A 22,145-nucleotide genomic window follows, 5' to 3' on the forward strand; every position below is an offset into this window, starting at 1 on the left:
CGTGTTGGACCGACTGACGCCTCCGGCACCCCGGACGCGTCGACGCGACAGGAAGTGAGTCACACGCAATGCGAACATTCGTACTCGCCGGAGGATGCTTCTGGTGTCTGGACGCCGTCTACCGCGTCCTCGACGGCGTGACCGACGTCGTCTCCGGCTACACCGGCGGCCGCACGACCGAGCCCGACTACGAGGACGTCTGCTCCGGGCGCACCGGTCACGCCGAGGCCGTCGCCGTCACGTTCGACCCGGACGTCATCCCCGAGCAGGTGATCCTCGACGTCTTCTTCACCCTGCACGACCCGCGTCAGCTGAACCGCCAGGGCAACGACGTCGGCACGCAGTACCGCTCGGCGATGTTCTACTCCTCCGACGAGGAGAAGGAGCTGTTCGAGTCGGCGCGCGACCGCGCGTCCGAGTGGTGGGACGGACCGATCGTCACCGAGATCTCGCCGCTGGGCGTCTACTACCCGGCCGAGGACTACCACCAGGACTTCTTCGCGAAGAACCCGGGCCAGGGCTACTGCATGGCGGTCGCGCTGCCCAAGGTGAACAAGATCCGCACGTCCTACTCGAGGTACATCACCGCGTCGTGACGTTCCTCCACAGGGGACGATCCGCTCGTCCCCTCCCCAGAAGGGCCCGCCTCCACCTCGGAGACGGGCCCTTCGTCGCGACACTGGCCCTGCGGCGCCCGAGCGGTACCAGCCCCCTCCGCCCGGGCGCCGTCCCCGTCGCAGCCGTGGCGGGGCAGGAGTAGAGAGGACACGACCATGACCGACACCCTGACCGTCATCGGGACCATCGGCACCGAGCCCCGGAGCATCGACACCTCGAGCGGGACCGCGATGACCAGCTTCCGGCTCGCTTCGACGCAGCGGCGCTACGACCGCTCGGAGCAGCGCTGGGTCGACGTCTCGACCAACTGGTACACCGTCACCGCCTTCAACGGCCTGGCCGGCAACGCGCTGTCCTCCCTCTCGCGCGGCGACCGGATCCTCGTCACCGGGCGGCTCGGTGTGAGGGCCTGGGAGGCGGGAGGCAAGACCGGCACCGACGTGGTCCTCACCGCCGAGGGCATCGGGCACGACCTCGCCTGGGGGACCAGCAGCTTCACGAAGACCGTCGGGCGCGCCTCCGCTCCCGCCCCCGCCGCCGAGCCGGCGTGGAGCGAGGAGGCGCCGCGCGAGGGCGCCCCGGCGGCGGACTGGGGAGCGGCGGGCCACGACCGCGGCGATGCGGCACCCGAGCCGCCGGTGGCGGTGGGCGTCGGCGGAGGCGCTCCCGGTCTCTCGGTAGGATCCGGGGAGACCCCGTTCTGATCCGGGGGACCGGAGCGAGAGCCGTCCCGGTCGGGAGGAGCCGGGCGTGACACGGAACCGAGCGGCCCGCATCGCGCTCGCGCTCGGCGGTCTCGCCGTCTGCCTCGCCGTCTGCCTCGCCGGCTGCACGTCGCCGTCGGCGCCGGACCCCGTGGTCTCCTCCTCCGCGGCCGAGGCGCCGGCACCCGTGGAGTCCACCGCACCCGTCGCCTTCGTGCCGGGCGGGACGACCGAGCAGAACCTCCCGGTCTTCGAGCAGACCCTCCGAGCTGCGGCCGAGCCCGATCCGGAGGTGAGCGGCTCGAGCGTCGTCGACGCGCTCGTGGCAGCGGGGTTCTCCCGCGAGTCGATGCAGCTGACGGCCGACGAGACCTCGGTCGGGCTCGACGCGGACTCGGTGCAGGTCTCCGTCAAGCTCGGCGAGTCGTGCCTCATCGGCCAGTACGGCCCGAAGAGCGGCGGGGTGCGGGCGGTGATCGCGGCACCGATCGCGACCGGTGCGTGCCTGGTCGGCCGGACCGTCCCGATCGAGGGCTGACGCGCCGGCGTCGATCGACAACGGTTCGACCCGCGCCCCGGTCGGGGACGGAAAGGGCGAAAGGATCCTCGACACCGTCCCCCTCCCTCGGTCGCGAAGGGGTCGAGGCGCCGTCCGCCATGCCCGGAGGACCACGTCGACCGGTGCGGATCCGAGCATCGACGCCCACTCTCATGACGGGGCGGCCGGCGGGGGAGGCGGTCGGCGCCGTCCCGCCCTCCCCTGAAGGCTGCTCCGCACGGTTAGGCTGCCCGGACCGACACGTGTGCCCCGGCGCGGGCACAGGGTCGGACGTGCCGACGGGAGCGCTCGGCACGAGGACCACGACGAGGGGGAACTCGCCATGACCACATCCCGACCGCAGACGACGACGCGAGCGAGGTGGATGCGCACCGCCCTCGCGGTAGCGAGCACGGCAGCCGTCGTCCTCGGAGTGACGACAGGAGCCGGAGCGGCCGCCGCCGCGGAGAGCCGGATGGTCGCTCTGACGAGCCCCTACAACTGGTCGACCACCGAGACGTTCTCGGCCGCCCAGATCAGTCCCGTCGCGGGCGACGTCACCGGGCTCGACGTCACGCTGTCCGACTCCGCTCGGCCGACGGGTTCCTACCCGGCGTTCACGACCTACAACTGGGCGATCGGGGACTACGACCTGGTCGGCTCGGCGAACCTCGCATCCGGGAGCCGCAGCTTCCGCATCGACCTGAAGCAGCCCCTCGCCTCGTTCGGCGGCGGGACCGTCGCTCTGCAGATCACCGCGCAGAAGCAGCCGATCAAGAACCCCCGGGAGCCGATCGGCCAGCCGGTCGACAGCGGTTACGAGCTGACCACGTCGGCCACCCTCTCCGTCGCCGGAGCCTCCGGCAGCGGCGGCGTCGGCGGGGTCGACCTCAGCGGGACCGCGCAGACGCTCCAGCGCAGCGCCGCGTACTTCGCGTACAGCAACGCCGCCGAGGTGCCGGAGGTCAAGGGCGGCGACACCGTCGTCCTCGAGTCCAACCAGCCCGGCTTCTACGACCTGCAGGGACTCGCCGCGTACGTCGGATCCAGCAGGACCGAGCGGATCCCCGCCCAGGTGACCGCGGACAACGACCAGTCCAAGGTCACCGTGACGATCCCCTCCAGCGCCTACGACGCCTACAAGGACCGCGCGAGCAGCCTGCTCCAGGTCACCGGCGTCAGCAACGGCAGGGTGCAGCAGCCCCGCGGAGCGACCATCACATCGGACGCCGCGGTCCGCGTCACCGGAAGCGGACCCACCACCCCGCCCGTCACCCCGACGCCCACGGCCACCGCGACCACCCCGCCGGTGACGCCCGCGCCGACCACCACTCCGACGGCTCCGCCCGCCGGCTCGCCGGCCGTCTCGCGCATCTCGGGCACCGACCGTCAGGGCACCGCGGTCGAGGTGTCCAAGCGCACCTTCCCGGCGAACGTCCCCGTCGTCTACGTCGCCACCGGGCAGAACTTCCCGGACGCTCTCAGCGCCGGACCCGCCGCGGCCACGGCGGGCGGGCCGCTGCTCCTGGTCGACCGCGACTCGATGAGCCAGGTCGTCCGCACCGAGCTGACGCGTCTCAAGCCCGCGAAGATCGTCGTCGTCGGCTCCGAGCTCAGCGTCGGCAGCCAGGTCTACAGCGACCTGGCCGCGTATGCGCCGAAGGGGAAGATCACGCGCATCGGCGGAGTCGACCGCTACGACACCTCGAAGCTGATCCTCCAGGACGCCTTCAGGGGCGGCTCCTCGATGGCCTGGCTGGCCACGGGCGAGAAGTTCCCCGACGCCCTGAGCGCCAGCGCCGCAGCCGGCGCGAATCGCGCTCCGGTGGTGCTGACCAACGGAACCGGCTCCACGGTGGACCCCCTCACCCAGCAGATCATCAGCGGCCTCAAGGTCAGTAGCTTGACGATCGCGGGCTCGACGCTCTCGGTCAGCGCCGGCATCGAGCGCTCGATCACGGGCCCCGTGATCACCCGCATCGGCGGGACCGACCGGTACGACACCTCGGAGAAGCTGAACAAGGCGGCCTTCACCTCGGCGACGACCGTCTACCTCGCGACCGGTGAGAAGTTCCCCGACGCCCTGGCCGGAGCCACGGCGGCGGGCTACACCCGGAGCCCGCTCTTCGCGGTCCAGCCCACCTGCGTGCCCCGGGCGGTCCTCGCCGACATCACCGCGTCCAAGGCGACGCAGGTGATCCTGCTCGGCAGCACGGACACGCTGTCCGAGGCGGTGGAGCGCCTGACGCCCTGCAGCTGATCCGCACCGTCGGCCGCTGACGCGATCCGCCCTCCGCACCGGCCCGGCCGGAGCGGAGGGCGGTCCGCGTTCAGACGCTCCCTCCGACGCGGACCGGCGAGTTCCCGTTATCCTCGTCTGGTGCGGACGGTCCCGCGGCCCGCGCACCGCGTCGGCCGGGGCCCGGCGTCCCGCCCCGGTCCGAGCCTGCGTCAGCGCCTCCGCGCGGAACAGGGGACCGGCGGGCGAGGCGACTCCGCGCAGACCGACGGACTTGAGGACTGGGTATGGCTGAATACATCTACTCGATGGTGCGCGCGCGGAAGGCGGTCGGTGACAAGTTGATCCTGGACGACGTGACCATGTCGTTCCTTCCGGGAGCGAAGATCGGCGTGGTCGGGCCCAACGGCGCCGGCAAGTCGACGATCCTGAAGATCATGGCGGGGCTGGACACGCCGAGCAACGGCGAGGCGCGGCTGAGCCCGGGCTACACCGTCGGCATCCTGATGCAGGAGCCCGAGCTCGACGAGACCAAGACGGTGCTCGAGAACGTCCAGGAAGGCGTGGGCGAGATCAAGGGCAAGATCGACCGCTTCAACGAGATCTCGCTCGCGATGGCCGACCCGGACGCGGACTTCGACAGCCTCCTCGCCGAGATGGGCACCCTGCAGGAGGCGATCGACGCCGCCGACGCCTGGGACCTGGACTCGCAGCTCGAGCAGGCGATGGACGCCCTGCGGACCCCGCCGGGGGACTCCCTCGTCACCAACCTCTCGGGTGGCGAGAAGCGCCGCGTGGCGCTCACCAAGCTCCTCCTGCAGAAACCCGACCTGCTGCTGCTCGACGAGCCCACCAACCACCTCGACGCCGAGAGCGTGCTCTGGCTCGAGCAGTTCCTCTCGAAGTACCCCGGCGCCGTGCTCGCCGTCACCCACGACCGGTACTTCCTCGACAACGTCGCGGAGTGGATCGCCGAGGTCGACCGCGGCCACCTCTACCCCTACGAGGGCAACTACTCGACGTACCTCGAGAAGAAGAGCGCCCGCCTGGAGGTCCAGGGCAAGAAGGACGCCAAGCTCGCCAAGCGCCTCACCACCGAGCTCGACTGGGTGCGCAGCAACGCCAAGGGCCGCCAGGCCAAGTCGAAGGCGCGCCTGGCGCGCTACGAGGAGATGGCAGCGGAGGCCGAGAAGACGCGCGTGCTCGACTTCGAGGAGATCGTCATCCCCGTCGGCCCCCGCCTGGGCTCCCAGGTCATCGACGCGAAGAAGCTGCACAAGCAGTTCGGCGAGCGCGTCCTGATCGACGACCTGAGCTTCACCCTGCCCCGCAACGGCATCGTCGGCGTCATCGGCCCGAACGGCGTCGGCAAGACCACGCTCTTCAAGACGATCGTCGGCTTCGAGTCGCTGGACTCCGGCGACCTCAGGATCGGCGAGACGGTCGACATCTCCTACGTCGACCAGAGCCGCGGCGGCATCGACCCGCAGAAGAACCTGTGGGAGGTCGTCTCCGACGGGCACGACTACATCACCGTCGGGAAGACCGAGATCCCCTCCCGCGCCTACGTCTCGCAGTTCGGCTTCAAGGGCCCGGACCAGCAGAAGAAGGCCGGCGTCCTCTCCGGCGGCGAGCGGAACCGCCTCAACCTCGCGCTGACGCTCAAGCAGGGCGGCAATCTGCTCCTGCTCGACGAGCCCACCAACGACCTCGACGTCGAGACCCTGGGCAGCCTCGAGAACGCGCTCCTCGAATTCCCGGGCTGCGCCGTGGTCATCACGCACGACCGGTGGTTCCTCGACCGGATCGCGACCCACATCCTCGCCTACGAGGGCACCGAGGAGGATCCGGCCAACTGGTACTGGTTCGAGGGCAACTTCGAGGCCTACGAGGAGAACAAGATCGAGCGCCTCGGCCCGGACGCGGCGAAGCCGCACCGCTCCGCCTACCGCAAGCTCACCCGCGACTGATGCGCCTGCACGTCGCCATCCCGCTGCGCTGGTCGGACTTCGACGCCTACGCGCACGTGAACAACGCCGAGATGCTGCGCCTGCTCGAGGAGGCGCGCATCCAGGCGTTCTGGAAACCGGACTCGCCGCAGCCCGGCGGGATGGCGACGGCGGTCCTCGACGCCCGGCCGGGCGCCGAGTCGATCAGCCTCATCGCCCGGCAGGAGATCGAGTACCTCGCGCCCATCCCGTACATGCGCGCGCCGATCGACGTGGAGCTGTGGATCGGGCGGATCGGCGGCGCGAGCCTCGAGGTCTGCTACGAGCTCTACTCGCCCGCCGGCGTCGTCCCGCGGGTGCTCTTCACGAAGGCGGCCACCACTCTGGTACTGGTCACCGCCGCGACGGGCAGGCCCCAGCGCATCCCCGAGGAGCTCCGCGAGGCGTGGGGCCCCTACGTCGAGGAGCCCATCACCTTCTCGAAGCGGGGCTGAGCTCAGCCCAGGGGGACGCGGACCATGCCCTCCTGGGCGACGCTCGCCACGAGCACGCCCTCCTGGGTGTAGATCCGCCCGAGCGAGAGTCCGCGTCCGCCGGACGCGCTCGGCGCCTCCTGCACGTAGAGGAGCCACTGGTCCACGCGCGCGGGGCGGTGCCACCACATCGCGTGGTCGAGGCTCGCGATCCGCAGGCCGGGCGTCGTCCAGGCCGCGCCGTGCCGGCGGAGCGTGGATTCGAGGATCGTGTAGTCGCTCGCGTAGGCGAGGGCGGCGCGGTGCAGCATCGGATCGTCCGGCAGCGGTCCGAGCGAGCGCATCCACACGCTCTGGTGCGCGACCCGCTCGGGGTCGGCCCGGAGGTAGACCGGCTGCTCGACGTGCCGCACGTCGAAGGGGCGCTGAGTGGCCCAGAAGCTGCCGACCGGGTGGTCGACGCCCGCGAGGATCTCGGCGGTGCTCGGCAGCGACTCCGGGTCGGGGATCCCCTCCGGCATCGACGCCTGGTGGTCGAGGCCCTCGTCCTCGGTCTGGAACGAGGCGATCATCGAGAGGATGGGGCGGCCGTTCTGGTAGGCCTGCGTCCGCCGCGTGCAGAAGGAGCGGCCGTCGTGGATCCGGTCGACCGAGAACGTGATCGGCAGGGAGACGTCCCCGGGGCGGAGGAAGTACCCGTGCATCGAGTGCACGGAGCGCCCCTCGACGGTGCGACCGGCTGCGATGAGCGACTGCGCGAGGACCTGGCCGCCGAAGACCCGCCCCTCGGGCATCCACTGCGAGGGACCCGTCGAGATGTCCTCGCTGGTGCGGGCGCCGGTGTCCGTCAGGTCGAGCGCGGTGAGGAACGAGGACAGGGGATCGGGCACGGTACCTCCGGGGTGTCGGTCGGTGGGGCGAACGGCCTCGGGTAAGTTTATCGACGCGATGAGTTCGTCCTTCTCCCTGGCGGATCCGCCGAGCCTGTCGGATCTGCGCGTCTTCCTCGGCCGTTCGGCTCGGGTCGAGGACGGTGCGGTCCGGCTCCTCGCCGACGACCACGTGCTGGCCGCCTACACCCCGATCCTCCAGCCCCGCGGTCTGCTGGACCGCTCCGCGACCGTGCTGGGCCTGCGCGTCTTCGCGCTCGACGAGCCCGCCGGCTTCGACCGGGTCGTGCCGATCCGAGCGCTGTCGGACCGTCTCGCCCGGCTGCAGTGGGAGCCGGGCGGAGCGGACGGCAAGCCGGTCGTGCTGCCCGACGGCGACGACGCGACGGCGGGGCCCTGGGCGGGTGTCTCCCCGCCCCGCGGCGGCTGGGCCCGGCGCGAGCCCGTGGACCCCGGCTTCCTGGAGCGTGTGGCGCGCGAGGGGATCGACGAGATCGCGGCGGCCGTCGGCTCCGAGACGGGCGAGCAGATCGTCGGACGCGTGCGCTCGAGCGTCTGGGGCCGACCGCTCGTCGGCCTCGAGGACGTCCCCGCGGGAGCGGCGTTCGCCCTCTTCGCGCTCGGGTTCCTCGGCGCCGACGACCCCGTGGCCCTGCTCGAGAGCGGCGCCTGGCGCCGGCTCACCTCGCGCCGCGGGCACGTGCTGGTCCGCACCCCGGGCTGAGCGGCTACTCCTCGAAGGTGTTCACCATCGCGTGGGCGGCGCGCTCCAGGTAGTCCCAGAGCAGGGCGTCATCGGCCGGAGCGAGCTCGAGATCGTCGACGGCGGTCCGCATGTGCTGGAGCCAGTGGTCGCGGGCTTCGGGGTTGATCCGGAAGGGCTGGTGCCGCATCCTCAGGCGCGGGTGCCCGCGCTCCTCGCTGTACGTGCCCGGTCCGCCCCAGTACTGCTCGAGGAAGCCGGTGAGGCGCTGGATCGCGCCCTCGAGGTCGTGCTCGGGGTACATCGGCCAGAGCACCTCGTCCTCGCGGACGCCCTTGTAGAACCGACGGACGAGTCGCTCGAACGTCGGCCGACCGCCGAGGTGCTCCCAGAAGCTGCGCAGCGGAGGAGTTCCGCCGATCTGCAGGCCGCTCACGAGCGCGGTCCCGTCGGACCGGAGGTGCCGCCGCCGTCCTGAGGTGGCGTTCCGCTCCCGCGCCGCAGCGCCCGGGGGAGCCGCACGGGCTTGCCGTGCTCGGTGCTGATCGTGGGGGAGGGCGTGGTCCGCGGCGGCTTGGCGCCTCCGACGCTGGTCGCTCCCTCGAAGCCCTCGAGGACGACGGTGGCCAGCGAGGGGAGCTTCACGTCGAGCGCGTCGAGCGACCTCTTCAGGCGCAGGCGCAGCTCGCGGGCGACGTCGTCCTTCGCGGTGGTGCGGGTCTTGACCACGACCCGGATGACCAGGGCGTCGTCGGCGATGGACTCCAGGCCCCAGAGCTCCGGCTTGTCGATGATCCGGGCCCGCCAGCGGCTGCTCGCCGCCAGCTCGTTCGCGGTGGCGAGGACCGTGGACTGCACCTGCTCGAGATCCGTCTCGTAGGGCACGGCCAGGTCGACGATGACGCGCGACCAGCCCTGCGACATGTTCCCGACCCGGACGATCTCGCCGTTCCGGACGAACCAGAGGGTCCCGTTGACGTCGCGGATCTGCGTCACACGGACGCCGACCGACTCGACCACGCCCGTCGCCTGCCCCGTGTCGACGACGTCGCCGACCCCGAGCTGGTCCTCCGCGACCATGAACAGTCCGTTCAGGACGTCCTTCACGATGTTCTGAGCGCCGAAGCCCAGGCCCGCGCCGAGGGCGGCGGTCAGCAGGGCGAAGGAGCCGATGAGGTCCTTGTCGATGGTCGTCACGATCATCACCAGGGCGATCACGACGATCAGGATCGAGCTCAGGTTGTTGAGGATCGACCCGAGCGTGCGCGTGCGCTGCACGACCCGCACGGCCGCGAGCGGCGACGCGGCGATCGACTGGGTGTCCTCGACCCGCTGGCGGCGCTTCACTCCCGACACGATCTGGTCGACGACGCGGCCGATCATGAAGTGGGCGATGACGCGCACCAGCAGCGCGCCCAGCACGATCCCGAGGATCGCGACCACCTTCCAGAAAGGCTCGGACTCGAAGAAGGAGACGGTGGCGGCGACAGGGTCCGGGGTGGAGGTCTGAAGAAGCAGCATGACCGCTCCAGGCTACGGGACGCCTCCCTCCGAGTCGGGTGCACGGGCCCCGAGCGCGTATAGATTCGAAGCGGGCCCGCTCGGACCCGGACACCGCCCTGGGAAGGACGCCCGATGCTCCACTCCACCCGGACTCCCGCCGAGAAGCGCCGCCTCTTCCGCGAGCGCCTCGCCTCGGGCGAGCTGCTGCAGCTGCCCGGCGCGTTCACTCCGCTCTCCGCGCGCCTCATCGAGGCGAAGGGCTTCGACGGGATCTACGTCTCGGGCGCCGTGCTCTCGGCCGAGCTGGGGCTCCCGGACATCGGGCTCACCACGCTCAGCGAGGTGGCCGGCCGCTCGCAGCAGATCGCGCGCCTGACCGACCTCCCGGTCCTCGTCGACGCGGACACCGGCTTCGGCGAGCCGCTGAACGTCGCGCGCACGGTGCAGATGCTCGAGGACGCCGGAGTGGCGGGGCTGCACATCGAGGACCAGGTGAACCCCAAGCGCTGCGGGCACCTGGACGGCAAGGCCGTCGTCGACGAGGCGACGTCGGTGCGGAGGATCGCGGCGGCCGTCGACGCGCGCCGCGACTCCGATCTGGTGATCATGGCCCGCACCGACATCCGCGCCCTCGACGGCCTGCCTGCCGCGATCGACCGCGCCAAGCGCCTCGTCGACGCCGGAGCCGACGCGGTGTTCCCCGAGGCGATGCGCGACCTGTCCGAGTTCGAGGCCGTGCGCGCCGCGATCGACGTGCCGATCCTCGCCAACATGACCGAGTTCGGCAAGAGCGAGCTGTTCACCGCGCAGCAGCTCGCCGACGTCGGCGTGAACGTCGTGATCCACCCGGTCTCGCTGCTCCGGATCGCGATGGGGGCCGCGATGCGGGCGCTCGACGCCCTCAAGGCCGAGGGGTCGCTCCGCTCGGAGGTCCCGGGCATGCAGACGCGCGCCGAGCTCTACGAGCTCCTCGACTACGCGTCCTACAGCCGCTTCGACGAGAGCGTCTTCGACTTCTCGCTCGCCGACCACTACGGCGCCTGAGCGCGCCGACCCGCACGAACCGGCGGCGCCCCCCGGCGCCGCCGCCCGCCTCTCGCGAAGGAGCGAAGGATGAGCACGACCGATCAGGACATCCGCAAGGGACTCGTGGGGGTCGTCGTCGACACGACGGCCGTCTCGAAGGTCGACCCGGCGTCGAACTCACTGCTCTACCGCGGCTACCCCGTGCAGGAGCTCGCGGCGGGGACCTCGTTCGAGGACGTGGCCTGGCTGCTCTGGCACGGCGAGCTCCCGACTGCGGAGGAGGCGGCCGGGCTGGCCGCCGTGGAGCGGTCCCACCGCGGCCTGGCCCCCGAGGTGCGCACCGTGATCGACCTGCTGCCGCTGTCGGCGCATCCGATGGACGTGGTGCGGACGGCGGTGAGCGTCCTGGGCGCCCTCGACGAGGATGCGGACGCCGACGCTCCCGAGGCCGTGCTGGAGCGCTCCGTGCGGCTCTGGGCGGCGCTGCCCGCGATCGTCGCCTACGCCCAGCGCCGCCTGCGCGGTCTCGAGCCGATCGAGCCGCGCGACGACCTCGACTACTCCGAGAACTTCCTGTGGACGACCTTCGGCGAGGTGCCGGAGCCGGTCGTCGTCGACGCGTTCCGCGTCTCCCTGGTGCTCTACGCCGAGCACTCCTTCAACGCCTCGACCTTCACGGCCCGCGTCGTGACGTCGACGCTGTCGGACGTCTACTCCGCGGTGACCGCCGCCGTGGGAGCGCTCAAGGGCCCGCTCCACGGCGGGGCGAACGAGGCCGTGCTGCACGTGCTCGACGAGGTCGGGACCGGACCGGAGGCGGACCGGCGGTCCCGCGAGTGGCTCGCCGAGGCTCTCGGGCAGCGCCGGAAGGTCATGGGGTTCGGCCACCGGGTCTACAAGTCCGGCGACTCGCGGGTGCCGACCATGGACGCCGCTCTCCGGCGGCTCGCCGAGCACGAGGGGGCCGGCGAGCTCATGGAGCTCTACGACGCTCTGGCCGAGGCGATGGCCGAGCGGACGGGGATCCTGCCGAACCTCGACTACCCGTCCGGCCCCGCCTATCGGCTGATGGGGTTCGACACCGAGATCTTCACGCCGCTGTTCGTCGCGGCGCGCGTGGTGGGCTGGACCGCCCACGTGATCGAGCAGCGGGGCTCGAACGCGCTCATCCGGCCGCTGTCCGCCTACGACGGGCCGGAGCGCCGCTCTGTCCCGCAGCGCTAGGCGCCGGAGGCGCGGCGAGCGCCGTCCGGTCCCGCAGCGCCGAGCGCCGGGGGACCGGACCGCTCCGGGTCAGCCCCGGGCGTCCCGCTCCTGGGCGCGGAGCGCGCGCTCCACGCCGGCCAGGTTCTCGATCACGAGACGGCGCAGCGCCGGGACCTCCGGGTTCGCGTCGAGCCACGCGCGGGTGGCGTCGACGATCTCCCGCGAGGGCGTGGCGGCCGGGTAGAAGCCGACGACCAGGTACTCGGCGATCTTGTAGCTCTTCGACTCCCAGAGGGAGCGGAGGGCGTCGAAGTAGACCGGCACCATCGCGTCGAGCAGATGCGGGTCGGCGGCGCGCTGGAAGCCCAGGCCCGTCGAGCGGACGATCGTGTTCGGCGCCGAGTCGTCGGCCGTGACCGAGTCCCAGGCCGCGCGCTTCGCCTCCGCGGTCGGCAGCGCGGCACGGGCGTGCGCGGCCGACTGCTGGCCGGTCGCCGTGTTGTCCGAGGCGAGCGCCGCGTCGATGTCGCCCGCGTCGGCCCGCCCGCCGGCGACCAGAGCGATCAGCAGCTCCCAGCCGAGGTCGGTGTCGATGTCGAGGCCGTCGAGCGCGGTCGAGCCGTCGAGCAGCGCCTGCACGGCCTCGAGGTGCGCCGGGGTCGACGCGATCGCGGCGAAGAACTTGACGAACTGGAACTGCGCGTCGCTGCCCGGCTCGGCGCTCTGCGCGAGCGTCCACAGCTGATCGCCCGCCTCCTCGACGACCTCGGCCCGGTACTCCGGAGCGACGTACTGGGTGGCGGTGGAGACGAGCTGGTTGAGCACCGTCCGGAGGGTCGTGGACTCGGTCTCGGTGGCGATGTTGCCCAGGACGAGGCGGACGAAGTCGCGCGGCGCCGACTCGGCGTCCCGGGTCGAGTCCCAGACCGAGCCCCAGACCAGCGAGCGGGCCAGCGGGCTCTCGATGCTCGCGAGGTGCTCGACGGCCACGGCGAGCGAGGCCTCGTCGAGGCGGACCTTCGCATAGGCGAGGTCGTCGTCGTTGAGCAGCACGAGCGCCGGACGGGTGCGGCCGATCAGCTCGGGCACCTCGGTGCGCTCCCCGTCGACGTCCAGCTCGAGGCGGTCGACGCGGACGAGGCGCTCGCCCTCGAAGTCGTACAGGCCGATCGCGAGGCGATGCGGGCGGATCGTCGGGTACTCCTCGACCGCGCTCTGCAGGATCGCGAACGACGCGATGGATCCGCTCTCGTCGACCGCGATCTCCGGGCGGAGCGTGTTCACGCCCGCCGTCTCGAGCCACTGCGCCGACCACTCGGTGAGGTCGCGCCCACTGGTGGCCTCGAGCTCGACCAGCAGATCGCGCAGCTCCGTGTTCGAGAACGCGTGCTTGACGAAGTACTCGTGGACGCCCGCGAGGAACTCCTTCTCGCCGACCCACGCGACGAGCTGCTTGAGGACCGACGCGCCCTTCGCGTAGGTGATGCCGTCGAAGTTGACCTGGACGTCCTCGAGGTCGGTGATGGTCGCGACGATCGGGTGGGTCGAGGGCAGCTGGTCCTGGCGGTAGGCCCAGCTCTTCTCCATCGCGGCGAAGGTGGTCCACGCCTCGGTCCACTCCGTCGCCTCCGCGGTGGCGAGGGTGGAGGCGTACTCGGCGAACGACTCGTTGAGCCAGAGGTCGTTCCACCACTTCATCGTGACCAGGTCGCCGAACCACATGTGGGCGAGCTCGTGGAGGATCGTGACGACCCGGCGCTCCTTGATCGCGTCCGTCACCTTCGAGCGGAACACGTAGGTCTCGGTGAAGGTCACCGCTCCCGCGTTCTCCATCGCGCCCGCGTTGAACTCGGGGACGAACAGCTGGTCGTACTTCGCGAACGGGTACGGGACGCCGAACTTCTCCTCGTAGAAGGCGAAGCCCTGCTTCGTCTTCTCGAACACGTAGTCGGCGTCGAGGAAGGGCGCGAGCGAGGCCCGGGCGAAGACCCCCAGCGGGATGGTGCGGCCGTCGGAGGAGACGAGCGAGTCGGTCTCCACCACGTAGGGGCCGGCCACGACGGCCGTGATGTAGGAGGAGATGCGCGGGGTCGGCTCGAAGCTCCAGGTCGCGATCCCCTCGCCCGCCGGGACCGGCTCGGGAGTGGGCTGGTTCGACACGACCCGCCACTGCGCGGGCGCGGTGACGGTGAAGCGGAACTCGGCCTTGAGGTCCGGCTGCTCGAACACCGCGAAGACGCGGCGGGAGTCGGGCACCTCGAACTGCGAGTAGAGGTACACCTCGCCGTCGACCGGGTCGACGAAGCGGTGCAGGCCCTCGCCGGTGTTGGTGTAGAGCGCGTCGGCGACGACGGTGAGCTCGTTGTCCGCGGCCAGGGACTCGAGGCGGATGCGGACGCCGTCGGCGACGTCGGCCGGGTCGAGCTCCGCGCCGTTGAGGGTGACGGAGTGGACGGTGCCCGTGACGGCGTCGATGAAGCTCGAGGCGCCCTCGGTGGCGGAGAAGCGCACGGTGGTCGTGCTGAGGAAGGTCTCGGCGCCACGGGTCAGGTCGAGGGCGATGTCGTAGTCGTGGACCCGGATCAGCGAGGCGCGCTCCTGCGCTTCGCTCCGGGTGAGGTTGTCTCCTGGCACGGGGGTGCTCCATCCGTTCGTCTCGGGCGCTGCCGCGGGCGCCGGGGTGGGGGCGCCGCCGATCCACCCTAGGGCTGCCGGGACCAGCCGTGGAGTCTCCGTGAGGACGATCCTGCGGAGCCGCCGGGGAGCGCGGACGCGGCCGCGGCGAGCGGCGTACCGTGTCCCCATGACCTCTGTGGACTTCTGGTTCGACCCCTCCTGCCCGTGGGCCTGGATGACCTCGCGATTCGTGGACGAGGTGACCCCCGCCCGCGACCTCGACGTGCAGTGGCACATCATGAGCCTCGCCGTCCTGAACGAGGACAAGGACGTGGACGACTCGTACCGCGCCTTCCTCCCGCGCGCGCTGCGCTACACGCGCCTGGTCGCCGCCGTCGCCGAGCGCGAGGGCCGCGAGCACGTGAAGCCGCTCTACGACGCGCTCGGAACCCGGATCCATCCGGGCGGCCGCACGGACACCGACGCGGTGATCGCCGAGTCGCTCGCCGAGCTCGGGCTGCCCGCGGAGCTCGCCGCGTACGCCGACTCGGACGAGTACGACGAGCCGATGCGCGCCTCCCACTTCGACGGGATCGAGCGGGTCGGCCAGGACGTCGGCACCCCGGTCATCGCGATCGGCGACGTCGCCTTCTTCGGCCCCGTCATCTCGCCGATCCCGAGGGGGGAGCAGGCGCTGACGCTCTGGGACGGCATCGTCGCGGCCGCCTCCTTCGACGGCTTCTTCGAGCTCAAGCGCTCGCGGACCCGCGACCCGCGGTTCGACTGAGCCGACCCGCGGTACTCTGGCTCCCGGCCCGGGCACCGCGGGCCCCAGACGGCTCTTCCGGAGGAGTTCTCTCGTGCGCATCCACATCGCCACGGACCACGCAGGGCTGGACTTCAGCCGTCACCTGATCGAGCACCTCGGCGCCGCCGGTCACGAGGTGATCGACCACGGCCCCACGTCGTACGACCCGCTGGACGACTACCCGTCCTTCTGCATCAACGCCGCCGCCGCGGTCGTGCGCGATCAGGAGGCGGGGGTCGAGGCACTCGGCGTCGTCTTCGGCGGCTCGGGCAACGGCGAGCAGATCGCGGCGAACAAGGTCGCGGGCGTGCGCGCCGCCCTCGTCTGGAACCTGAGCACCGCCGTGCTGGCCCGCCAGCACAACGACGCGAACGTCATCTCGATCGGGGCGCGCCAGCACTCCGTCGAGGAGGCCACCGGCTTCATCGACGCGTTCGTCGCCGAGCCCTTCACCTTCGAGGAGCGCCACGTGCGCCGCATCGCGCAGCTCGCCGAGTACGAGGCCACCGGCGACATCGCCGGCCGGGTCGTCGACTCCGCCGCGAAGGAGCGCTGAGTGCCCGAGGGGCACTCCGTCCACCGGATCGCCCTGCAGTTCGAGCGCGACGTCGTCGGGCACCGCGTCTCGACCAGCAGCCCCCAGGGCCGCTTCGCCGAGGGGGCCGCGCTCCTCGACGGGCGCGAGGTCCTCGAGTCCACGGCCGTCGGCAAGCACCTGCTGCTGCGCTTCGAGGGCGACCTGACGCTGCACGTCCACCTCGGCCTCTACGGCGCGTGGGACTTCCTCGGACACGTCTCGCCGCTGTTCCCGGACGGCAAGGCCGGCAGCAGCATCGGGGCTCCGCGCCGCCGCCGCGCCGTGCGCCTCTCCGAGACGGAGCACGAGACCGACTCCGACCTCGACGAGTTCCCCCCGCCGCCCGTGGGCGCGGTGCGCGTGCGCATCATGACGGAGGAGACCGTCGCCGACCTGCGCGGTCCCACCGCGTGCGAGGTGATGGACCCCGCCCAGGTGGAGGCCCTCCTCGCCCGCCTCGGTCCGGATCCGGCCGACGACGACTCCGACGAGGCGCGCGACCGCTTCGTGAACCGGCTCCGCAGGACGGCGACGCCGGTCGGACTGGTGCTGATGGACCAGTCCGTCGTCAGCGGGATCGGCAACATCTACCGGGCGGAGCTGCTCTACCGCGCCGGCCTCGACCCGCACACTCCCGGCAAGCAGGTGCCGCTGGAGCTCGCGCAGGAGCTGTGGCGCGACTGGGCGGACCTGCTCGAGGACGGCATCCGGACCGGGATGATGATCACCCGCCGCGGCCTCACGAAGACGGAGCGCTCGAGAGCCGTCCGCAGCCGGGCCGAGCGCAACTACGTCTACAAGCGCGAGGGCCTGCCCTGCCGCGTCTGCGGCACGAACGTGCTGCTCGAGGAGATCGGCGCGCGCAAGCTCTACTGGTGCCCGGTGTGCCAGTCGTGAGCGCCGGTGGAGGGGCACTGCCCCTGTCCCGCGCTCCGCGACCGGTCCCCGCCGCGCTCCGCGAGGCCGCCCGATGACCGGCGGTCTCCTGCTGCGGGGCGCCCGCCTCCTCGGCTCGTCCCGACCCGGTGCCGTCCTCCTGCGCGACGGCCGCGTGGAAGCGGTCGGACCGGACGCTGCCGCCGCCCCGGGCGACGAGGTGCGCGACCTCGACGGGCGCTGGGTGCTCCCCGGCCTCTGGGACGAGCACGTCCACTTCTCGCAGTGGGCGATGACGGCCCCGCGCCTGGACGTCTCATCGGAGGACTCGGCCCGGGGAACAGCGGACGCGGTCCGACGTCGCCTGGCGGAGGAGCCCGGCACCGGCACGCTGATCGGCTTCGGCTTCCGGGACGGGCTCTGGCCGGAGCCGCCGACGACCGCGCTCCTGGACGACGTGTCTTCCGAGCGGCCTGTCGTGCTGATCAGCGGCGACCTGCACTGCGCCTGGCTGAACTCCGCGGCGTACCGTCGGTACGCCGTCGCTCCCGAGCCCGAGCTGCTGCGCGAGGACGCCTGCTTCGAGCTCGTCACCGCACTCGGCGCCCTCGGCGACGACGAACTCGACGCGCTCGCGGACGCGGCGGCCCGGCGTGCGGCGGCTCGCGGAGTGGTCGGCGTCGTCGACCTCGAGATGCGCTGGAACGCGGGGGACTGGCCCCGGCGCGTCGCCCGCGGGACGCGCTCCCTCCGCGTCGACACCGGCGTCTACCGCGACCACCTCGAGCGCGCCCTCGCGGAGGGACTGCGCACGGGGGACGAGCTCGACGGCGGCGCCGGACTGCTGCGGATGGGCCCGCTCAAGGTCCTGATCGACGGCTCCCTCAACACGAGGACCGCCTACTGCACCCACCCCTACGCCGATCACGACGGCTACGGCGTGCTCACCGTGGAGCCGGCCGAGCTCGACGAGCTGCTCGCCCGCGCGGCCGCGGGCGGCATCCGCTCCACGGTGCACGCGATCGGCGACGCCGCGGCGACGCTGGCCCTGGATGCCCTCGGCCGGGTCGGCGGGGGCCGGATCGAGCACGCTCAGCTGCTCGCGGAGACCGACCTTCCGCGGTTCGCCGCGCTCGGCGTGGAGGCCGGAGTGCAGCCCGCGCACGCGCTCGACGACCGCGAGGTGGCGGAGCGGTACTGGCCGGGACGGACCGGCCGGGCGTTCCCGCTGCGCTCGCTGCTCGACTCCGGGGCCCGCGTGGTGCTCGGCTCGGACGCTCCGGTCGCTCCGCTCGACCCGTGGGTCGCGATCTCGGCCGCGGTCGCGCGGGCGCTGCCGGGCGACGAGCCCTGGCATCCGGAGCAGCGGGTGAGCGTCGAGGAGGCGATCGTCGCCTCGACCCGGGTGCGCCGGCTCACGCCCGCGGCCGGCGATCCCGCCGATCTCGTGGTGGTCGACCGCGATCCGCTCGCCGCCGACGCGGGAGCCCTCCGATCCATGCCGGTCGCCGCGACCCTCCTGGCGGGCCGCTTCACGCACGGCGGCTGACCCGCGCCCGACGCGACTCCGGCTGCTCCGGATCGCGCGGACGGGCCCGGGAACGACGACGGCCCGCGGGATCCGAGGATCCGCGGGCCGGTCGAGGCGTGGCGCTCAGCTCTCGCTGACGTGGGCGAAGAGGAACCAGCGGTCCTTCTCGAGGCCGCGGCCGATCTCGATCGCGACGTCCTGGCTGCTCGCGTCGATCTCGGCGAGCTCCGCGATCGCCGTGTTGACGGTCGCGATGGCGGTGTCCATCTGGCGGATGATCTCGACGATCGCGTTCTCGGAGCGCTGGAAGCCGGGGGTGAGGGGCTCGGACCGCGTCGCCGAGGCGACGGTCTGGATGCGGGCGTCGACCGGGAGGCCGAGGGCGACGACGCGCTCCGCGGCGAGGTCGGCCCACTCGATGGCGCGGCCGACGATCGCGTCGAGCAGCTCGTGGACGCCGATGAAGTTGGCACCGCGGACGTGCCAGTGCGCCTGCTTGCCGTTGACGGCGAGCGCGGTCATCTCGACGACGACGGGGCTGAGGAACTGGGCGACTCCGGATGCGACATCCGGGTTCGACGAGGTGAGCGACGTGACGGACGTGGTGGACATCGTCTGGTCCTTTCGAGAGGGGGTGACTGATCGTCAACAGTACGCAGATCCCTCGGCGCCGCAAGGAAGCGCAGGCTCGGCTCAGTCGGGCGAAGGACAGGCTCACCTCGGTCGTGGAGGGGTGTCACGGGGGCTTCCCCCCGGGCGCCCGGAGCCGTGCCGCCGGTACGCTCGACCGGGTCGCGGCGGCGGCGGGAGCGGACGGGAGGCGCGGATGAGCGGAGCATCGACGGCCCTCGGCGAGGCTGCGCGCGCCTACCTCCGGCTGTGGCGCGGACTGCCCCGGGAGGTGCTCGCACTGGTCGCCGCGATCCCGGTCGCCCTGCTCGGCGCCTTCTGCGCCGGTGTCGCGCTGGCCGTCGCGCTCGGGCTCGTCGGAGTCCTGATCGGCCTGGTGTTCCTGCCCGCCGCCCTCTACACGGCGCGCTTCTTCTCGCGGGCCGCCGTCGGCCTCGACCTGCTGGCCGGACGGCCCGCCGTCCCCCGGCCGCAGTGGCGGCGACCGCCCTCCTCCGTCACCCCGTCGACCTTCGCCCTCTACGGTCCGGTGATCGACGGGCACTACTGGCTCGCTCTCCTGCACACGCTCGTCGTGGCTCCGGTGCTCGCGCTGCTGTCCGGACTGCTCCTCGCGCTGTGGACCTGGGCGGGCCTGGGCACGGTGGCGGCCGCGCTCACGGGAGCCCCCGGTCCGGCCCGCCTGCTGGCCGAGAACGGAGCCGCTCTGCTGGGCGCCCCGCAGCCGCCGGCGGGACTGGTCGCCGCGGCGACGGTCGCCACGACCGTCCTCTTCGTCTCGACCCTGCCGTTCGCCACCCGCGGCCTCTCCCTCCTGCACTGGCTGGTCGACCGCCTCCTGCTCGGCCCGTGGGAGTCGGAGGCGCTCCAGCGCGAGGTCGCCGAGCTGAGCGCCTCCCGCGGTGCGGCCGTCGCTGCCGAGGACCGCGCGCTGCGTCGGCTCGAGCGCGACATCCACGACGGCCCGCAGCAGCGCCTGATCCGGGTCCAGATGGATCTGGCCTCGGCCCGCAACCGGCTCGCCGCCGACCCGGAGTCCGCCGCGCGGCTGGTCGACGAGGCTCGCGAGCACGTGCGCGCCGCACTGGACGAGCTGCGCGCCCTCTCCCGCGGAGTGGCGCCGCCGATCCTGCAGGACCGGGGCTTCGAGGCGGCGGTTCACTCGCTCGCCGAGCTCAGCCCGGTGCCGGTCGAGGTGCTCACCGAGAACCCCGTGGCGGACGTCCCGCCCGAGGTCGAGCGCAGCGTCTACTTCGTCGTCGCCGAGCTGCTCGCCAACGCCTCCAAGCACTCCCGCGCCCGTTCGGTGCGGCTGCATCTCGACACCCGCGACTCCGGCACTCCGGGGGAGCGCTGGCTCGACGCCTGGGTGGTCGACGACGGAGTCGGCGGAGCGGCGCCTGTCGCCGGTCACGGCCTCGAAGGGGTCGGCGGGCGCGTCCGGGGCCTGCGCGGGACCCTGAGCGTGGAGTCGCCGGTCGGTGGACCGACCACGGTCGGGGTGCACGTCCCGTACCGCCCGGCCGTCCTATCCTGAGGGCGTGCCCGTGATCCGCGTCGCCATCGCCGAGGACTCGGTCCTCCTGCGCGAGGGCCTGGTCCGCCTCTTCGAGGACGCGGGGTTCGCCTCCGTCGGCGCCTTCGGGGACGCGGACGCCCTGCTCGCCGATCTGGCGCGGGACCCGGCCGCGGTCGACGTCGCCGTGCTCGACGTCCGGATGCCGCCGACTTTCCGCGACGAGGGCGTCCGCGCGGCGCTGGAGATCCGCCGCCGCTACCCGGGCGTGTCGGTCCTGCTGCTCAGCCAGTACGTCGAGGTCACCTACGCACAGGAGCTGCTCGGCTCCGGCGACGGCGGACTCGGCTACCTCTTGAAGGACCGGGTCGCCTCCGTGGAGGAGCTGCGCGACGCCGTCGAGCGCGTCGCGGCGGGCGGGACCGTCCTCGACCCCCAGGTCGTCGCCTCGCTCCTGCAGCGCAACCGCGACCCGCTCGCCTCGCTGACCCCGCGGGAGCGGGAGGTGCTGGAGCAGATGGCCCAGGGGCGCACGAACGCGGGCATCGCCTCCGCTCTCTTCGTCGGCGTGGGGGCCGTGGAGAAGAACGTGACCGCGATCTTCCAGAAGCTCGGGCTCGAGGACTCGGGCTCCGACCACCGGCGGGTGCTGGCCGTCCTCGCCTTCCTGCGCGCCGGGCGCTGACCACCGGAGAAGAGGAGAACCCGATGCCGTCGAGTCCTGCAGAGGGCGCCCGCGTCCTCGCCCTGACCGGGGGACGCTCCCCGGAGATCGCGGACAGCGCCTGGGTCGCCCCGGGGGCCACCGTGATCGGGTCCGTGCGCCTGGGGGAGCGGGCGAGCGTCTGGTACGGCGCCGTCCTGCGCGCCGAGCACGCGCGGATCGAGCTCGGCGCCGGCAGCAACCTCCAGGACGGCGTCGTCGTCCACGTCGACGCCGACTACGACGCCGTCATCGGCGCCGGCGTCTCGGTCGGGCACAACGCCGTGCTGCACGGCTGCACCCTCGAGGACGACGTGCTGGTCGGCATGAGCGCGACCGTCCTGAACGGGGCCGTCATCGGCACCGGCTCGCTGATCGCCGCGGGCGCCGTCGTCCTCGAGGGGACGGTCGTCCCGCCGGGCTCGCTGGTGGCGGGTGTGCCCGGACGGGTGCGGCGGGAGCTGACGGAGCAGGAGCGCGAGGGCATCCGCCGCAACGCCGCCTCGTACCTCGCCCTGACGGAGGAGCACCGCGGCGCGGTCGGCTGAGCACGCCCGGGACCGCCCCGGAACGACGAAGAGCCCCGGACATCCGGGGCTCTTCGAGAGGAGAGGGGCTGACGAGAATCGAACTCGCATCATCTGTTTGGAAGACAGAGGCTTTACCACTAAGCTACAGCCCCGGATCGGCGGCCTGACGACTGCGAACCGGTGCGACCGGGTCTCTCGACCGGGCACCAGGACAGCGTAGTACATCGCGCGAGCACCGTGGACACCCGGTCGGCCGCCGCCGCGCGGTTCCGGCCGCCGCTGCCGCGGTGCAGTACACTTGCGAAGGCCATTTCGGCGTGTCGCGCAAGCGCACGTGCGGGGACGGCTCGACGAGAGTCTCACGCACGGTGCCCAGGCCCGCGCATCCGGGGCGTAGCTCAGCTTGGCTAGAGCGCCCGCTTTGGGAGCGGGAGGTCGCAGGTTCGAATCCTGTCGCCCCGACCACGAGTACTCATCGTGACGACATCGACCCGTGACGACCGTCATCC

At 72.3% G+C, this 22,145-nt stretch carries 21 protein-coding genes and 2 tRNA genes; 17 read left to right on the forward strand and 6 right to left on the reverse strand.

Annotated elements, in window-relative coordinates; translation table 11 throughout:
- Nucleotides 1–68: 68 nt before the first annotated feature.
- From msrA to C5D44_RS00560, 6 genes are all read left to right on the forward strand, one after another.
- A complete protein-coding gene (gene msrA, locus C5D44_RS00535; protein ID WP_104276033.1) occupies nucleotides 69–596 on the forward strand; it encodes a peptide-methionine (S)-S-oxide reductase MsrA in 528 nt (175 codons plus the stop codon).
- Nucleotides 597–773: 177 nt separating this feature from the next.
- Nucleotides 774–1,322, forward strand: a complete 549-nt coding sequence (locus C5D44_RS00540; RefSeq protein ID WP_104276034.1) for a single-stranded DNA-binding protein — start codon at nucleotides 774–776, stop codon at nucleotides 1,320–1,322.
- A 46-nt stretch (nucleotides 1,323–1,368) separates the two neighbouring features.
- Nucleotides 1,369–1,860, forward strand: a complete 492-nt coding sequence (locus tag C5D44_RS00545) for a DUF6993 domain-containing protein (RefSeq protein ID WP_104280541.1) — start codon at nucleotides 1,369–1,371, stop codon at nucleotides 1,858–1,860.
- 343 nt (nucleotides 1,861–2,203) lie between these two features.
- Complete coding sequence (locus C5D44_RS00550) at nucleotides 2,204–4,120, forward strand: cell wall-binding repeat-containing protein (RefSeq protein WP_146087954.1); 1,917 nt, start codon at nucleotides 2,204–2,206, stop codon at nucleotides 4,118–4,120.
- A gap of 266 nt (nucleotides 4,121–4,386) precedes the next feature.
- On the forward strand, nucleotides 4,387–6,069 hold the full coding sequence (gene ettA, locus C5D44_RS00555; protein ID WP_104280543.1) for an energy-dependent translational throttle protein EttA: 1,683 nt from the start codon (nucleotides 4,387–4,389) through the stop codon (nucleotides 6,067–6,069).
- A complete protein-coding gene (locus C5D44_RS00560; protein WP_104223707.1) occupies nucleotides 6,069–6,542 on the forward strand; it encodes a thioesterase family protein in 474 nt (157 codons plus the stop codon). Before ettA ends, C5D44_RS00560 begins: the two co-directional genes overlap by 1 nt.
- A 2-nt stretch (nucleotides 6,543–6,544) precedes the next feature.
- On the opposite strand, the gene C5D44_RS00565 is transcribed toward C5D44_RS00560, so the two are convergent.
- Nucleotides 6,545–7,411: an acyl-CoA thioesterase II gene (locus C5D44_RS00565; RefSeq protein WP_258065003.1), complete on the reverse strand. Its 867-nt coding sequence runs from the start codon at nucleotides 7,409–7,411 to the stop codon at nucleotides 6,545–6,547.
- A 58-nt stretch (nucleotides 7,412–7,469) separates the two neighbouring features.
- On the opposite strand from C5D44_RS00565, the gene C5D44_RS00570 reads away from it, so the two are divergent.
- Nucleotides 7,470–8,135 carry a hypothetical protein gene (locus C5D44_RS00570; protein ID WP_104280544.1) on the forward strand — a complete coding sequence of 222 codons (666 nt, stop codon included), beginning with the start codon at nucleotides 7,470–7,472 and terminating at the stop codon, nucleotides 8,133–8,135.
- A 4-nt stretch (nucleotides 8,136–8,139) separates the two neighbouring features.
- Here C5D44_RS00570 and C5D44_RS00575 read toward each other — a convergent pair whose 3' ends face one another.
- Together C5D44_RS00575 and C5D44_RS00580 are read right to left on the reverse strand one after the other, a co-directional pair.
- Complete coding sequence (locus C5D44_RS00575) at nucleotides 8,140–8,550, reverse strand: globin (RefSeq protein WP_374954059.1); 411 nt, start codon at nucleotides 8,548–8,550, stop codon at nucleotides 8,140–8,142.
- Nucleotides 8,547–9,635: a mechanosensitive ion channel family protein gene (locus C5D44_RS00580; protein ID WP_104276040.1), complete on the reverse strand. Its 1,089-nt coding sequence runs from the start codon at nucleotides 9,633–9,635 to the stop codon at nucleotides 8,547–8,549. Before C5D44_RS00580 ends, C5D44_RS00575 begins: the two co-directional genes overlap by 4 nt.
- A gap of 114 nt (nucleotides 9,636–9,749) precedes the next feature.
- Between C5D44_RS00580 and prpB the strand changes: the two genes are divergently transcribed.
- Nucleotides 9,750–10,661, forward strand: coding sequence for a methylisocitrate lyase (prpB, locus tag C5D44_RS00585; protein WP_104276041.1), 912 nt, complete (start codon nucleotides 9,750–9,752; stop codon nucleotides 10,659–10,661).
- Between the two features lie 69 nt (nucleotides 10,662–10,730).
- A complete protein-coding gene (locus tag C5D44_RS00590; RefSeq protein WP_104280545.1) occupies nucleotides 10,731–11,867 on the forward strand; it encodes a bifunctional 2-methylcitrate synthase/citrate synthase in 1,137 nt (378 codons plus the stop codon).
- Nucleotides 11,868–11,936: 69 nt separating this feature from the next.
- Here the strand turns inward: C5D44_RS00590 and pepN are convergent, their stop codons facing one another.
- Complete coding sequence (gene pepN, locus C5D44_RS00595) at nucleotides 11,937–14,483, reverse strand: aminopeptidase N (protein WP_104280546.1); 2,547 nt, start codon at nucleotides 14,481–14,483, stop codon at nucleotides 11,937–11,939.
- Between the two features lie 169 nt (nucleotides 14,484–14,652).
- On the opposite strand from pepN, the gene C5D44_RS00600 reads away from it, so the two are divergent.
- From C5D44_RS00600 to C5D44_RS00615, 4 genes are all read left to right on the forward strand, one after another.
- Complete coding sequence (locus C5D44_RS00600; RefSeq protein WP_104276044.1) at nucleotides 14,653–15,252, forward strand: DsbA family protein; 600 nt, start codon at nucleotides 14,653–14,655, stop codon at nucleotides 15,250–15,252.
- Between the two features lie 73 nt (nucleotides 15,253–15,325).
- Nucleotides 15,326–15,829, forward strand: a complete 504-nt coding sequence (locus C5D44_RS00605) for a ribose-5-phosphate isomerase (RefSeq protein WP_104276045.1) — start codon at nucleotides 15,326–15,328, stop codon at nucleotides 15,827–15,829.
- Nucleotides 15,830–16,747 (forward strand): Fpg/Nei family DNA glycosylase, encoded by a 918-nt coding sequence (locus C5D44_RS00610; RefSeq protein ID WP_104276046.1) that lies wholly within the window; start codon nucleotides 15,830–15,832, stop codon nucleotides 16,745–16,747. It begins immediately after the preceding gene.
- Between the two features lie 73 nt (nucleotides 16,748–16,820).
- Complete coding sequence (locus C5D44_RS00615; RefSeq protein ID WP_104276047.1) at nucleotides 16,821–18,275, forward strand: amidohydrolase; 1,455 nt, start codon at nucleotides 16,821–16,823, stop codon at nucleotides 18,273–18,275.
- 105 nt (nucleotides 18,276–18,380) lie between these two features.
- Here C5D44_RS00615 and C5D44_RS00620 read toward each other — a convergent pair whose 3' ends face one another.
- Nucleotides 18,381–18,869, reverse strand: coding sequence for a Dps family protein (locus tag C5D44_RS00620; RefSeq protein WP_104276048.1), 489 nt, complete (start codon nucleotides 18,867–18,869; stop codon nucleotides 18,381–18,383).
- A gap of 214 nt (nucleotides 18,870–19,083) precedes the next feature.
- Here C5D44_RS00620 and C5D44_RS00625 point away from each other — a divergent pair, with 214 nt between their 5' ends.
- Genes C5D44_RS00625 through C5D44_RS00635 form a run of 3 tightly spaced genes read left to right on the forward strand, consistent with a single transcriptional unit; the run spans nucleotide 19,084 to nucleotide 21,654 of the window.
- Entirely contained in the window at nucleotides 19,084–20,424 is a 1,341-nt protein-coding gene (locus tag C5D44_RS00625; protein WP_104280547.1) for a histidine kinase, read from the forward strand.
- 4 nt (nucleotides 20,425–20,428) lie between these two features.
- Complete coding sequence (locus C5D44_RS00630; RefSeq protein WP_104276050.1) at nucleotides 20,429–21,088, forward strand: response regulator transcription factor; 660 nt, start codon at nucleotides 20,429–20,431, stop codon at nucleotides 21,086–21,088.
- Between the two features lie 23 nt (nucleotides 21,089–21,111).
- Nucleotides 21,112–21,654, forward strand: coding sequence for a gamma carbonic anhydrase family protein (locus C5D44_RS00635; protein ID WP_104276051.1), 543 nt, complete (start codon nucleotides 21,112–21,114; stop codon nucleotides 21,652–21,654).
- A 63-nt stretch (nucleotides 21,655–21,717) separates the two neighbouring features.
- Here the strand turns inward: C5D44_RS00635 and C5D44_RS00640 are convergent.
- Nucleotides 21,718–21,788, reverse strand: a tRNA-Gly gene (locus tag C5D44_RS00640).
- Nucleotides 21,789–22,023: 235 nt separating this feature from the next.
- Here C5D44_RS00640 and C5D44_RS00645 point away from each other — a divergent pair.
- Nucleotides 22,024–22,101, forward strand: a tRNA-Pro gene (locus C5D44_RS00645).
- Nucleotides 22,102–22,145: the final 44 nt, after the last annotated feature.

Origin of the sequence: Rathayibacter sp. AY1B5 (genome assembly GCF_002932795.1) — a bacterium.
Classification (GTDB): domain Bacteria; phylum Actinomycetota; class Actinomycetes; order Actinomycetales; family Microbacteriaceae; genus Rathayibacter.